Origin of the sequence: Nonomuraea sp. NPDC049400, assembly GCF_044466425.1 — a bacterium.
In the GTDB taxonomy this organism is placed as follows: domain Bacteria; phylum Actinomycetota; class Actinomycetes; order Streptosporangiales; family Streptosporangiaceae; genus Nonomuraea.
Genome location: NZ_JBITMP010000012.1, coordinates 165,399 through 178,580, shown reverse-complemented (window position 1 = coordinate 178,580; position 13,182 = coordinate 165,399). Strand labels below are relative to the sequence as shown.

Below are 13,182 nucleotides of genomic sequence, written 5' to 3'. Positions count from 1 at the left end.
GAACAGAACGTTAACAGGGCCGCAACGGCTCATCCCGGATGGTCAGCCACGCTCTACACAATCGTCACCCAAGCCATCCCCGCTGTTCAAGCCCGCGGCCCGGCCCGCGGCTCTGTCCCACCGCGCCCGGCTGTCCCGCCGATGTGCGCTGACGTCCTTCAGGGAAAGGCGCTCCTCCCCTTCCTCAAAGGACCTCAGTCATGGTCGGTGGTGTCGTCTCGCTGCGGTGGGCGGCGGCGCCGGATCGCCGCCCTCACCCCGGAGACCGTTACTCCGGGTGGTCCACCTGTTCGAGGCGGGCGGCGCGTTCGGCCAGGCGGGCCTCGCGCTGGCGGATCTTCTCCTCGCGCTCGCGCGCCTTCTCCGCCTCCTTGAGCAGCCGCTCCCGCTCCTTGAGCTCCCGCACCCGCGCCTTCTCCGCCTCCTTCAGCTCTTTCTGACGAGCCTTCTCGGCCTCCTTGAGCTCCTTCTCGCGTGCCTTCTCCAGCTCGCGCAGCTCCTTCTCACTGGTGGTGCGCGGCTTGGGCGCGGCGGCGGACTGCTCGCGGGTCATGGCGGTGATCGACGGGTTGGGGTTGAGCCCAGTGAGGCCGTTCCATGCCAGGTTGACCAGGTGGGCGGCGACCTCCTCACGCCCGGGTTTGCGCACGTCGAGCCACCACTGCCCGGTCAGCGCCACCATGCCGACCAGCATCTGGGCGTACATGGGCGCGAGCTTGGGGTCGTAGCCGCGCGCCGCGAACTCGTCGGCCAGGACGTCCTCGACCTGGCTGGCGATCTCGCTGATCAGGCTCGCGAACGTGCCGGTGCCCGAGGCGGCGTGCGAGTCGCGTACGAGGATGCGGAAGCCCTCGCTGCTCTCCTCGATGTACTGGAGCAGTGCCAGCGCGGCCCGCTCCAGCTTGACCAGTGAATGGGAGGCGGCCAGAGCCTCGGTGATCATGCCGAGCAACTTCTGCATCTCGCGGTCGACCACGACCGCGTAGACGCCTTCCTTACCGCCGAAATGCTCGTATACCACGGGTTTCGACACCTGTGCGGTAGCTGCGATTTCCTCGATAGAGGTCCCGTCGAACCCCTTCTCCGCGAAGAGGGTGCGGCTGATGCTGATCAGCTGCTCTCTGCGCTCGCTGCCGGACATACGCCTGCGAGATCGGGGTTCGGTCACGGTTTCCATAATGACGGCCACGGATGCGTGGCCGTTCATCGGCTGATCGGCGTCAGGCAATGCGCTTCGCCGCCAGCCGCTCGGGCGTCGGCCAGCGGACGTCGTACACCCAGCCGAGCCTCTCGAAGATCCGGATGAGCCCGGCGCTCAGGTCGATCTGGCCCTTGAGCGCGCCGTGCCGGGCGCAGGTCGGGTCGGAGTGGTGCAGGTTGTGCCACGACTCGCCGAAGGACGGGATGGCCAGCCACCAGACGTTGCGGGACTTGTCGCGTACCTGGAAGTCCTCCTCGCCGAACACGTGGCAGATCGAGTTGATCGACCAGGTCACGTGGTGCAGCAGCCCGATGCGGACGATCGAGCCCCAGAACAGCGCGGTCACCGCGCCCTGCCAGGACCAGGTGACGAGCCCGCCGATCACGCCGGGGAGCACGATGGAGGTGACGGCGATCGTGCCGAACCACTTGTGCAGCTTGAGCACGTCCGGGTCCTTGCACAGGTCGGGAGCGTACTTCTCCCTGTTGGTCCGCTCGCTCTCGAACAACCAGCCCATGTGCGCGTAGAGCAGGCCCTTGGACATGGACTTGAAGCCGGGTCCGAAGCGCCACGGCGAGTGCGGGTCGCCCTCCTTGTCGGAGAACTTGTGGTGCTTGCGGTGCGTGGCCACCCAGTCGAGCACCGACATCTCCAGCGACAGGCTGCCCGCGATGCCCATCGCGATCTTCAGTGGCCGCTTGGCCTTGAACGAGCCGTGGGTGAAGTAGCGGTGCAGCCCGACGGTCACGCCGAGCCCGGAGACCACGTAGAAAACGAAGGAGATGGCGATGTCCGTCCAGCCGAGACCCCATCCCCATGCGAACGGCACCGCGCCCGCGATCGCGATCAGCGGCAGCCCGACGACGAGCCCGAACGTGAACAGCTCTGCCTTGGACTTCGGCTCGGGCTCGAAATCCGGCTTCGGGGCTGGCGCTGAGCGCTCGGCGATAACGGTCATGGACGACCTCCAACGGCATGAATGAGGATGTATGTCCGGGCTACGCCACCGTAACCTACGCCAGCGTAAGTAAGGAAGCCCTAAGCCGTGAATGTGGGGAAGGTGACTCTCTGGGGTGCAAGGTAGGTGGGGTTCGTACCTTGCTCCGTTTAGGGCGGTCTGTTATATGGGTTGACGCGCCGTGCGCCGCTGTCACCAGGAGACTTCGCCCTCGCATCCCGCGTGGCGGTAATTACGGGCGCGCGCCGGGGTGCGGGCTCGGTATCGTAGGGGATGCGTCGGACACCATGTGTCCGATCCATCCCGGATCGTCTAATCGGCAGGACAAGTGGTTTTGGTCCACTTTGTAGGGGTTCGAGTCCTCTTCCGGGAGCTGTGACCTGCTCCCCGGCGCGAACGTTCGGTGCGCGGCCAGGTATCCTCACGGTGTCGGGAGGGTTGCGGTGCGGTAGCCGTACCAAACACCCTGATCCGTCCAGTCACAGGGAGCCTCAGTCCGTGAGTGTGCCGCGCCCGGCAGCCGTCATCGTCCTCGCCGCCGGCGAGGGCACCCGGATGAAGAGCCAGACCCCCAAGGTCCTGCACGAGCTATGCGGCCGTGCGCTGGTCGACCACATGCTCGCAGCCGCCCGCGACCTCGGTCCCGAGCAGCTGATCGTCGTCATCGGCCACGCGCTCGAGCGGGTCGGCGGCCACCTGGCCGCCACCAGTCCCGACGCGCGCGCCGTCGTCCAGCGGGAGCAGCGTGGCACCGGCCACGCGGTCCGCACCGTGCTCGAGGAGGTCGGCGAGATCTCCGGCACGGTGCTGGTCACGTACGGGGACGTGCCGCTTCTTCGCACCCAGACCCTCGCCGAGTTGCTCGAACGGCACGAGACCGACGGCAACGCGGTCACCGTGCTGACGGCCCATGTGCCCGATCCGACCGGCTACGGGCGGATCATCCGCGACGAGAGCGGCGCCGTGCTGGAGATCGTCGAGGAGAAGGACGCCAGCCCGGAGCAGCGCGCCATCAAGGAGATGAACTCCGGCATCTACGCCTTCGACGGCTCGTTGCTCGCCGACGCCGTCAAGCGCGTGTCCAGCGACAACGCCCAGGGCGAGGAGTACCTCACCGACGTCCTGGCCATCCTGCGTGGCGACGGCCACCGGGTCGGCGCCTGCGTGGCCGGCGACTTCGTCGAGGTCGAGGGCGTCAACGACCGGGTGCAGCTCGCCTTCGCCCGTAAGGTGCTCAACCAGCGCCTGCTCGAAAAGCACATGCGCGCCGGGGTGACGATCGTCGACCCCGGCAGCACCTGGATCGACGTCGGCGTGCGGATCGGGCCCGACACCGTCATCCACCCCGGCTCCCAGCTCCACGGTGAGACCGTCATCGAGACCGGTGCCGAGGTCGGCCCCGCCACCACGCTGACCGACACCCGCGTCGGCGAGGGGGCGACAGTCCGCAACGCCGTCTGTGACAGCGCGGAGATCGGCCCGGAGGCCAACGTCGGCCCCTACGCCTACCTGCGCCCCGGCACGGTGCTCGGCCGCAAGTCCAAGGCCGGCACGTTCGTCGAGATGAAGAACACCAAGGTCGGCGAGCGCTCCAAGGTGCCGCACCTGTCCTACGCGGGAGACGCCACGATCGGCGACGACGTCAACATCGGCGCCGCCGTGGTGTTCGTCAACTACGACGGGGTCAACAAGCATCGCTCCACCGTGCGCGACGGCGCGTTCGTGGGATGCGACTCGATGATCGTCGCTCCCGTGACCGTCGGAGACGGCGCCTACACGGCCGCCGGCTCCGTCATCGACAGCGATGTGCCCCCTGGCGCCATCGGGGTGGCCCGAGCGAGGCAGCGCAACATCGAGAAATGGGTCTTGCGCAGGCGCGCGGGCACGAAGTCGGCCGCGGCCGCCGAGCGGGCGCTGGCCGAGCAAGAGCAGCAGGAGAGTGGGAAATGACCGAGCTTGCCGAGGTCATCAACAAGCACAGCAGCCCGGTCATGAGACCGACGAAGGAGGGCTCGTGACCAGCATCAAACAACCGGGCGAGAAGAACCTCATGCTCTTCTCCGGCCGGGCCTATCCTGAGCTGGCCGAGGAGGTCGCCGAGCACGTCGGCGTCTCCCTGACCCCCACCAAGCTGATCGACTTCGCCAACGGCGAGATCTACGCCCGTTATCTGGAGTCCGTACGCGGCTGTGACGCCTTCGTCATCCAGAGCCACACCGCCCCCATCAACCAGTGGATCATGGAACAGCTCATCATGGTCGACGCGCTGAAGCGGGCCTCCGCCAAGCGCATCACCGTGGTCATGCCGTTCTTCGGCTACGCCCGTCAGGACAAGAAGGGCCGCGGCCGCGAGCCGATCACGGCCAGGCTGATGGCCGACCTGTTCAAGACCGCGGGCGCCGACCGGCTCATGTCGATCGACCTGCACACCTCGCAGATCCAGGGCTTCTTCGACGGCCCGGTCGACCACCTGTTCGCCATGCCGGTGCTGGAGAGCTACCTCAAGAACAAGCTCGACCTGGAGAACACGACCGTCGTCTCACCCGACACCGGGCGCGTGCGCCTGTCGGAGCGCTGGGCCGACACGCTCGGCACGCCGCTGGCGTTCATCCACAAGCGCCGCGACCTCGACGTGGCCAACCAGGTGAAGGTCAGCGAGGTCGTCGGAAAGGTACGCGGCCGCACCTGTGTGCTGATCGACGACATGATCGACACTGCCGGCACCATCTGCAAGGCCGCCGACGCCCTCTACGATCAGGGCGCCACCAACGTGATCGTCGCCGCGACCCACGCGGTCTTCTCCGACCCCGCCGTGGACCGGCTGAAGAACTCCCGGATCTCCGAGGTCATCGTCACCAACACGCTGCCGCTGGCGGAGGCCAACAGGTTCGACAAGCTGACGGTCCTGTCGATCGCGCCGCTCATCGCCCGCGCGATCACCGAGATCTTCCAGGACGGCTCCGTCACGAGCTTGTTCGAGGGGGAGTCTTAAGCTGTGATGGATCCGCAGCGAAGCGAGGACATCCAGCACAGCCTTCCGAGCGGAGCTCGGCAGACAGCGCTGTAGACTGGCACGGTTGCGCTCGTAACGCCTTCCGCTAGGGCGGGTGAGGGAGAGCGCCGACACACCGATCCCCAGAGCATCCCTAGGAGATGTCGTGTCTGAAGTACGTATCGCCGCCGAGCCGCGCACCACGTTCGGCAAGGGCGCCGCTCGCAAGATCCGCCGCGCCGACAAGGTGCCCGCCGTTCTCTACGGGCACGGCATCGACCCCAAGCACCTGACCCTGCCCGGCCACGAGGTCCTGCTCGCGCTCCGCACGCCCAACGTGCTGATCCACCTCAAGGGTGAGGGCGTCGACGAACTGGCGCTGCCCAAGGGCGTGCAGCGCGACCCGATCAAGGGCTTCGTCGAGCACGTCGACCTGCTCCTGGTCAAGCGCGGCGAGAAGGTCACCGTCGAGATCCCGGTCACCACGGTCGGCGACGTCCACTCCGACGGCCTGCTCGACCAGCAGCTCGTCTCCATCGCCGTCGAGGCCGAGGCCACCCACATCCCGACCGGCGTCGAGGTGGACGTCGAGGGCCTGGAGGTCGGCACCGCCATCACCGCCGCGCAGCTCGCGCTGCCGAAGGGCGCCACGCTGGCCGCCGACCCCGAGGCCGTCGTGCTCCAGGTGAGCGCCAAGCCGGTCGAGGCGCCGGAGGAGGCCGAGGAGGCCGCCGAGGCCGCCGCCGAGGGCGAGACCGCAGAGGCCCCGGCCGCCGAGTAACGGGTCCGATTCGTGAACGGGGTGGCCGGATTCGAGCCGCCCCGTTCCGCTGTGAGGGGTGCAAATGGATCGCTGGCTGATCGCCGGACTGGGCAATCCCGGGCCCGAATACGCGGGCAACAGGCACAACGCGGGCTTCATGGTGCTCGACGAGCTCGCCGCCCGGGCAAGCGGGCGGTTCAAGGCGCACAAGAGCAGGGCCGACGTGTGCGAGACCAGCACCGCCATCCTGGCCAAGCCCCTCACCTACATGAACCTCTCCGGCGGGCCCGTCAAGGCGCTCTCCGACTTCTACAAGATCGGCCCTGACCGGCTGATCGTCGTCCACGACGAGCTCGACGTCCCGTACGGCGCCCTCAGGGCCAAGCTCGGCGGCGGCGACAACGGCCACAACGGGCTCAAGTCGATCACCAAGGTCCTCGGCACCCGCGACTACCTGCGCGTCCGCTTCGGCATCGGACGGCCGCCCGGGCGCATGGACGCCGCCTCCTTCGTGCTCAGGGACTTCGCCACCATGGAGCGCAAGGACCTGCCCTTTCTCGTGGACCGGGCGGCCGACGTCGTGGAGTCGCTGATGACCCGCGGCCTGGAGGCCACCCAGAACGACTTCCACCGGGCTGATCTGCACATTTCTGGCCCTCCGCGCTGATCGCCGCACCGGCTCTCCACCCGCTCCGCGGCCACGGTCTCTGACTCGAGAGGAATCACATACCTCTTCGTGGCGGGTATGTTACGCTCGGTGACACCGTTGCGGGGATCGACGCACCCGGCCTGGCCGGGGTGCGGCTACGTGGTCTGTCATCGGAACCGCATCAGGCGTGGTTCGCCATGTCGGGGCTGCCGTCTTCCGGCCGTCGGGCCCGCGTCGTTGACGAACGGTCACCTGGAGGCACGTGTGCGGGATGAGGGACTCATGACCGTCGTCAGACCTGGCCATGGGGCCTCCTGGCGGGTCGGCCCGCGCACGCCGTCCTGGGTCCGCTCCTACCGGTTGCGCGCAGTGCTGGCCGACCTCTGCGGCGCGGGAGCGGGGGCCGGGATCGCCTTCTATGTGCGCTTCGGCGGGTTCACGCCGTACGTGCTGCCGTACCTGCTGGTCAGCCTGGCCCTGCCGGTGGTGTGGGGGTGCGCGGTGGCGCTCAACCGGGCCTACGAGCCGCGCATGCTCGGCGTCGGCTCCGAGGAGTTCCGGAGGGTCGTGCAGGCGGGTGTGGCCCTGACCGCTGGCACCGCCATCGGCTCCTATGTCACCAAGACCGACGTCGCCCGGGGCTACGTCGTGCTCGCGCTGCCGCTGGTCACCTTGCTCACGCTGGCCCTCAGATACGCCCTGCGCCGCTTCCTGCACCGCCGCAGGGCGGCAGGGGAGTGCATGCGCAAGGTCGTCGCGGTCGGCCACGCGGCCTCGATCGAGGAGCTGGTGCGGCTCTTTCGGAAGGAGCGCCACCACGGCATGGACGTCGTGGCCGCCTGCCTGCCCGGCGGCACGCCGGGCGACCGCGTGGGCGGGGTGCCCGTCGCCGGCGACCTCAGCGACGTGCCGATCGTGGTCGAGCAGCTCGCCGCCGACACCGTGGCCGTGCTGGCCTGTCCCGAAATGGACGGCCGCGCGCTGCGGCGGCTGGCCTGGCGGCTGGAGCGCACCCACACCGAGCTGGTGGTGGCGCCCGCGCTGATGGACGTGGCCGGTCCGCGCACCATGATCAGACCGGTCGCCGGGCTCCCGCTGCTCCACGTGGAGCATCCCGAGCTGGCCGGAGCCAGGCAACTGGTCAAGAACGTCTTCGACCGGCTCGTCGCGGCCGTGCTCCTGGTGCTGCTCGCGCCCGTGCTGGCGGGGCTGGCGGTGGCCGTACGCATGACGAGTCCGGGGCCCGCGCTGTTCAGGCAGACCCGGGTGGGCAGGGACGGCAGGCTGTTCACGATCCTGAAGTTCCGCACCATGCGGCGCGGCTCGGAGCAGCAGAAGATCACTCTGGTCAGCGACCGCGAGGGCGTGCTCTTCAAGATCAGGAACGATCCACGGGTCACGCCGTTGGGCACGCTCATGCGCCGCCACTCGCTCGACGAGCTGCCTCAGCTCATCAACGTCGTGCTCGGTCACATGTCGCTTGTCGGCCCCCGTCCTCCACTGCCCGACGAGGTGGCCCGTTACGGTGATGACGTGCGCAGACGGCTCCTCGTGCGGCCCGGGCTGACCGGACTGTGGCAGGTCAGTGGTAGATCTGACCTATCTTGGGAGGAATCCGTACGTCTCGACCTGCGTTACGTGGAGAACTGGTCCCTCACGCTCGACCTCCAGATCCTGTGGAAAACCTGGTCGGCCGTCGCCCGTGGGCAAGGAGCATATTGATGACGATTCGCGACGACCACGCACTCGCCGCTGATCTGGCGTCCGAGGCGGGCGAGCGGCTGCTGCGGGTTCGCGAGCGCACCGGCTTCGCCGACCCGTCCGCACTGCGGGCCGAAGGCGACCGGTCCTCCCACGTCTTCCTCATGGAGTCGCTGGCCAGGCTCCGGCCGAGTGACAGCGTGCTGTCGGAGGAGGCCACGCGCGAGGAGCGGCTCGACCCGCGCAGGCTCGGCGCGTCCCGGGTCTGGATCGTCGATCCCCTCGACGGCACTCGGGAGTTCTCGGAGGAGGGCAGGTCCGACTGGGCCGTCCACGTGGCGCTGTGGGAAGGCGGCAGGCTGACCGCGGGCGCGGTGGCGCTGCCCGCCCAAGGCCGTACGTTGACCACTGCCGACGCGCCCAAGCCGCCCTCCTATGACGGGGGGCGGTTCCGTATCGCGGTGAGCCGTACGCGGCCGCCTGAGTTCGTGCAGAAGCTGGCCTACCTCGTCGGCGCCGACCTGGTCCCCATCGGGTCCGCCGGGGCGAAGATCTCGGCGGTGCTCACCGGCGACGTCGAGGCGTACGTACACGCCGGGGGTCAGTACGAGTGGGATTCCGCCGCACCTGTCGCCGTGGCCCTGGCCGCCGGGGCTCACGCGAGCCGCATCGACGGCTCAGAGCTGACCTACAACCAAGCCGACCCGTCACTACCGGATATCCTGGTTTCCCTACCTGAGCTAGCGGCATCGCTGCTGGCCGGGATCCGGGACCTGCACCGCTAAACCGCCGGAGGAAGCTCCCATGCTCCAGCGCGACTACACGACGTCGCAGCTCGACGTGCTCGAGGCCGAGGCCATTCACATCATGCGCGAAGTGGCGGCCGAGTTCGAGCGTCCCTGTCTGCTCTTCTCCGGGGGCAAGGACTCGATCGTCATGCTCCGCATCGCGGAGAAGGCGTTCTGGCCGGCGCCGATCCCCTTTCCGCTCATGCATGTGGACACGGGCCACAACTTCGACGAGGTCATCGACTTCCGCGACCGCCGCTCCGCCGAGCTGGGCGCGCGGCTGATCGTGGCCAGCGTGCAGGAGTCGATCGACGCCGGACGCGTGGTGGAGGAGACCGGGCGGCGCGCCTCGCGTAACCGCCTGCAGACCACCACGCTGCTCGACGCGATCGAGGAGCACGAGTTCGACGCGGTCTTCGGCGGCGCGCGCCGCGACGAGGAGAAGGCCCGCGCCAAGGAGCGGGTCTTCTCCTTCCGCGACGACTTCGGCCAGTGGGACCCGAAGAACCAGCGCCCCGAGCTGTGGAACCTCTACAACTCGCGCATCCGCAAGGGCGAGCACATCCGCGTCTTCCCGCTGTCCAACTGGACCGAGCTCGACGTCTGGGACTACATCAGGCGTGAGGGCATCGAGATCCCCTCCATCTACTTCGCCCACACCCGCAAGGTGTTCGAGCGCGACGGCATGCTGCTGCCCGACTCCGACGTCGTGTCGCGCGGCGACGACGAGCCGCTGTTCGAGGCCGTGGTGCGTTACCGCACGGTGGGCGACATGACCTGCACGGGCGCCGTGCAGTCCACGGCCGCCACGGTCGAGGAGATCATCGAGGAGATCGCGGCCACCCGGATCACCGAGCGCGGGGCCACCAGGGCCGACGACCGCTCATCCGAGGCCGCGATGGAGGACCGGAAGAGGGAAGGCTACTTCTAATGGACATTCTTCGCTTTGCCACAGCGGGAAGTGTCGATGACGGCAAGTCCACCCTCATCGGACGGTTGCTCTTCGACTCCAAGGCGATCTTCGAGGACCAGCTCGAGGCGGTCGAGCGGACCTCGCGTGACCGGGGCACCGAATACACCGACCTGTCGCTGCTCACCGACGGCCTGCGGGCCGAGCGGGAGCAGGGCATCACGATCGACGTGGCGTACCGCTATTTCGCCACGCCGAAGCGGAAGTTCATCATCGCCGACACGCCCGGCCACATCCAGTACACCCGGAACATGGTCACCGGCGCGTCCACGGCAGACCTGGCCATCATCCTCATCGACGCGCGCAAGGGCGTGCTGGAGCAGTCGCGGCGGCACGCGTTCCTGACCACGCTGCTGCGAGTGCCGCACCTGGTGCTGGCCGTCAACAAGATGGACTTGGTGGACTACTCGCAGGAGCGGTTCGAGGAGATCAGGGAGGAGTTCACGGCGTTCGCGTCCAAGCTGAACGTCTCCGACCTCACCTTCATCCCGATCTCCGCGCTCAACGGCGACAACGTGGTCTCGCGCTCCGAGAACATGCCCTGGTACCTCGGCACGTCGCTCCTGCACCACCTGGAGAACGTCCACATCGCGTCCGACCGCAACCTGGTCGACGTGCGCTTCCCCGTCCAGTACGTGATCCGCCCGCAGCGGGCCACCGAGCACGCCTTCCACGACTACCGCGGCTACGCGGGCCAGGTGGCGGGTGGCGTGCTGAAGCCCGGCGACGAGGTGGTGCACCTGCCGTCGGGTCTCACGACGCGCATCGCCTCGATCGACACCTTCGACGGGCCGGTCGAGGAGGCGTTCTCGCCCATGTCGGTGACGCTGCGCTTCGAGGACGACCTCGACATCTCGCGCGGCGACATGATCGCCCGGCCCAACAACCAGCCGCGCGCCGCGCAGGAGCTGGAGGCGATGGTCTGCTGGATGGCCGACGGGGTCAAGCTGACGCCGCGCTCCAAGCTGACGATCAAGCACACCACCCGTACGGCCCGCGCCCTGGTGCGAGACCTGCACTACCGGCTCGACGTCAACACCCTGCACAGGGACGAGGAGGCGACGTCGCTCGGCCTCAACGAGATCGGGCGGGTGTCGCTGCGGGTCACGCAGCCGCTGTTCGTGGACGACTACGCACGTAACAGGCTCACCGGCGGCTTCATCCTCGTGGACGAGGCCACCAACGGCACCGTCGGCGCCGGCATGGTCATCGACGCCACGTAGGTAGATCTTTTCGGGGTTCGCCGATCCCCTGATTACTCTCCGCGCTAGGGTCATCGCGTTACGTGTTCACGACGCGAAGGCCCTCCTCCGTGACCGACCGTGCGACCACCACCCGGGTCATCTATCTGGGCGGCCTCGGACGCAGTGGCACAACACTGCTCGAGAGGCTCCTGGGCGAGCTGCCCGGCGTGGTCGCGCTTGGGGAGGTAGTGCACCTGTGGGAGAGGGGGGTGCTCGCGGAGGAGCTCTGCGGGTGCGGCACACCGTTTCCGGCCTGTCCCTTCTGGCGGCAGGTGGGGGAGCGCGCGTTCGGCGGATGGACCCATGCGCTGGTGAGGAGGGTCCTGACGCTGCGGCGCAGGGTCGACCGCACCCGCAGGATCCCGCGCATCGCGCACCCGGAGCTGGCCGAGTACGTGCAGGCGTACCGGCTCCTGTACGAGGCCGCCGGCGCCCCGGTCGTGATCGACTCCAGCAAGCACGCGTCGCTGGCCTGCTGCCTGGTCGCCGGCGGGGTGGACGTACGGATCGTCCACGTGGTCAGGGACCCGCGCGCCGTCGCCCACTCCTGGGCCAGGACCGTGCAGCGCCCTGAGGACGGGCGGCCCATGACCCGGTGGGGTCCCGCCCGCACGGCGATCCACTGGACCGCCCAGAACACCGCTCTCGAGCTCCTGCCCGGGCGCGGGGCCCGCGTCACCAGGGTCCGCTACGAGGACCTGCTCGCCGCCCCCGGACCCACGATCGCCGCGCTGGCGCTCAGCCTCGGCCTGACGGAGCCGGACCGGCCATTCCTCGACGACCGCACGGCCTGGCTCGGCCCCTCCCACACCGCGTCCGGCAACCCGATGCGCTTCCTCGTGGGGCGGGTCGAGCTGCGCCGGGACGACTCGTGGGTGAGGGGGCTGCCCGACGGCGACCGGCGGGTGGTCGACGCGCTCACGTGGCCGCTCAGGGCCCGGTACGGCTACCGGGAGGCGCCGTGACCCCTTCGGTGGGTGTGGTGATCCCGACCAGAGGCGACCGGGCGGCGCTACTGCGCGAGGCGGTGGAGTCGGCGCTGGCCCAGGACTACCCGGGGCGCCTGTCTGTCGTGGTGGTCGCCGACGGCGTCGCCCCGGTGGACGTCGACGTGCCGCCCTCCGTCCGGGTCGTGTCGAACGCGCGCACCCCCGGCCTCCCGGGCGCCAGGAACACCGGCATCGCGGCCTGCGACGCCGACCTCGTCGCCTTCTGCGACGACGATGACCTGTGGCTGCCCGGCAAGCTCGCCGCCCAGGTGCGGGCGCTGCGTGATCGGGGCGGCGCGTTCGCGAGCTGCGGCATCGAGGTGGAGCACGTTCGGGAGCGCCGCCGCGTGCCCCGCCTGGCCGGTCGCGACACGGTGACCGCTGACGACCTGGTCCGCTCGCGGATGGTGATGGTGCACTCGTCGACGTTCCTGTTCGAGCGCGGTGCCCTGTGGGCCGACGAGAGCGCGCCCAACGGCCAGAACGAGGACTGGGATCTGGCCCTGCGCGCCGCCAAGCGGCAACCGATCACCTATGTGGACCGCCCGCTCGTCCGGGTTCGCTGGGGCGCGTCCCACTATGTCGCCCGCTGGGCGGACCGCATTGCCGGGCTCGACTGGATGCTCGCCCGGCACCCCGAACTGGCCGTGGATCCGCGCGGCGCGGCGCGGGTCTACGGTCAGCTGGCCTTCGGCCACGCGGCACTCGGCCACCGCCGCGAGGCCACCCGCTGGGCTTTTCGCGCCCTGGCGACCCGTCCGGGGGAGCCACGTGCCTCGATCGCCCTGGCGGTGGCGGCCGGCCTCGTCTCCGCGCCAACGATCCTTTCCGCCCTTCACCGTAGGGGGCACGGCATTTGACTCCGCCCAGAACCACCACGCCACCCGTCCCAACTCAACGCCTCCCCGAGACGCCCGGGGATACGTC

12 protein-coding genes and 1 tRNA gene are annotated in these 13,182 nt (G+C 69.0%); 11 read left to right on the top strand and 2 right to left on the bottom strand.

All coding sequences use genetic code 11. The features are described 5' to 3' along the window. Window positions 1–268: 268 nt before the first annotated feature. On the bottom strand, window positions 269–1,177 hold the full coding sequence (locus tag ACIBVN_RS21020) for a TetR family transcriptional regulator (RefSeq protein WP_397138920.1): 909 nt from the start codon (window positions 1,175–1,177) through the stop codon (window positions 269–271). Window positions 1,178–1,220: 43 nt separating this feature from the next. Next, window positions 1,221–2,159, bottom strand: a complete 939-nt coding sequence (locus ACIBVN_RS21015) for an acyl-CoA desaturase (RefSeq protein WP_397138711.1) — start codon at window positions 2,157–2,159, stop codon at window positions 1,221–1,223. A 301-nt stretch (window positions 2,160–2,460) separates the two neighbouring features. Here ACIBVN_RS21015 and ACIBVN_RS21010 point away from each other — a divergent pair. The 11 genes from ACIBVN_RS21010 (at window position 2,461) to ACIBVN_RS20960 (ending at window position 13,115) form a co-directional block, all read left to right on the top strand. Further along, window positions 2,461–2,532: transfer RNA gene (locus tag ACIBVN_RS21010), tRNA-Gln, on the top strand. A 125-nt stretch (window positions 2,533–2,657) separates the two neighbouring features. Next, window positions 2,658–4,109: a bifunctional UDP-N-acetylglucosamine diphosphorylase/glucosamine-1-phosphate N-acetyltransferase GlmU gene (glmU, locus tag ACIBVN_RS21005; RefSeq protein WP_397138709.1), complete on the top strand. Its 1,452-nt coding sequence runs from the start codon at window positions 2,658–2,660 to the stop codon at window positions 4,107–4,109. Between the two features lie 64 nt (window positions 4,110–4,173). Next, complete coding sequence (locus ACIBVN_RS21000) at window positions 4,174–5,151, top strand: ribose-phosphate diphosphokinase (protein ID WP_397138707.1); 978 nt, start codon at window positions 4,174–4,176, stop codon at window positions 5,149–5,151. Window positions 5,152–5,317: 166 nt separating this feature from the next. Next, entirely contained in the window at window positions 5,318–5,932 is a 615-nt protein-coding gene (locus ACIBVN_RS20995) for a 50S ribosomal protein L25/general stress protein Ctc (RefSeq protein WP_397138705.1), read from the top strand. 64 nt (window positions 5,933–5,996) lie between these two features. Continuing rightward, window positions 5,997–6,581, top strand: coding sequence for an aminoacyl-tRNA hydrolase (gene pth / locus ACIBVN_RS20990; protein ID WP_397138703.1), 585 nt, complete (start codon window positions 5,997–5,999; stop codon window positions 6,579–6,581). Window positions 6,582–6,845: 264 nt separating this feature from the next. Continuing rightward, entirely contained in the window at window positions 6,846–8,285 is a 1,440-nt protein-coding gene (locus tag ACIBVN_RS20985) for a sugar transferase (RefSeq protein WP_397138701.1), read from the top strand. Next, entirely contained in the window at window positions 8,285–9,049 is a 765-nt protein-coding gene (locus ACIBVN_RS20980) for a 3'(2'),5'-bisphosphate nucleotidase CysQ (RefSeq protein ID WP_397138699.1), read from the top strand. Before ACIBVN_RS20985 ends, ACIBVN_RS20980 begins: the two co-directional genes overlap by 1 nt. A 19-nt stretch (window positions 9,050–9,068) precedes the next feature. After that, the gene (gene cysD, locus ACIBVN_RS20975) at window positions 9,069–9,983 is read left to right on the top strand and encodes a sulfate adenylyltransferase subunit CysD (protein ID WP_397138697.1); all 915 of its coding nucleotides are present in this window, start codon (window positions 9,069–9,071) and stop codon (window positions 9,981–9,983) included. Continuing rightward, window positions 9,983–11,245 carry a sulfate adenylyltransferase subunit CysN gene (gene cysN, locus ACIBVN_RS20970; RefSeq protein ID WP_397138695.1) on the top strand — a complete coding sequence of 421 codons (1,263 nt, stop codon included), beginning with the start codon at window positions 9,983–9,985 and terminating at the stop codon, window positions 11,243–11,245. Before cysD ends, cysN begins: the two co-directional genes overlap by 1 nt. Before the next feature lie 89 nt (window positions 11,246–11,334). After that, the gene (locus ACIBVN_RS20965) at window positions 11,335–12,231 is read left to right on the top strand and encodes a sulfotransferase (protein ID WP_397138693.1); all 897 of its coding nucleotides are present in this window, start codon (window positions 11,335–11,337) and stop codon (window positions 12,229–12,231) included. Next, on the top strand, window positions 12,228–13,115 hold the full coding sequence (locus tag ACIBVN_RS20960) for a glycosyltransferase family 2 protein (protein ID WP_397138691.1): 888 nt from the start codon (window positions 12,228–12,230) through the stop codon (window positions 13,113–13,115). Before ACIBVN_RS20965 ends, ACIBVN_RS20960 begins: the two co-directional genes overlap by 4 nt. The last annotated feature ends 67 nt before the right edge of the window (window positions 13,116–13,182 follow it).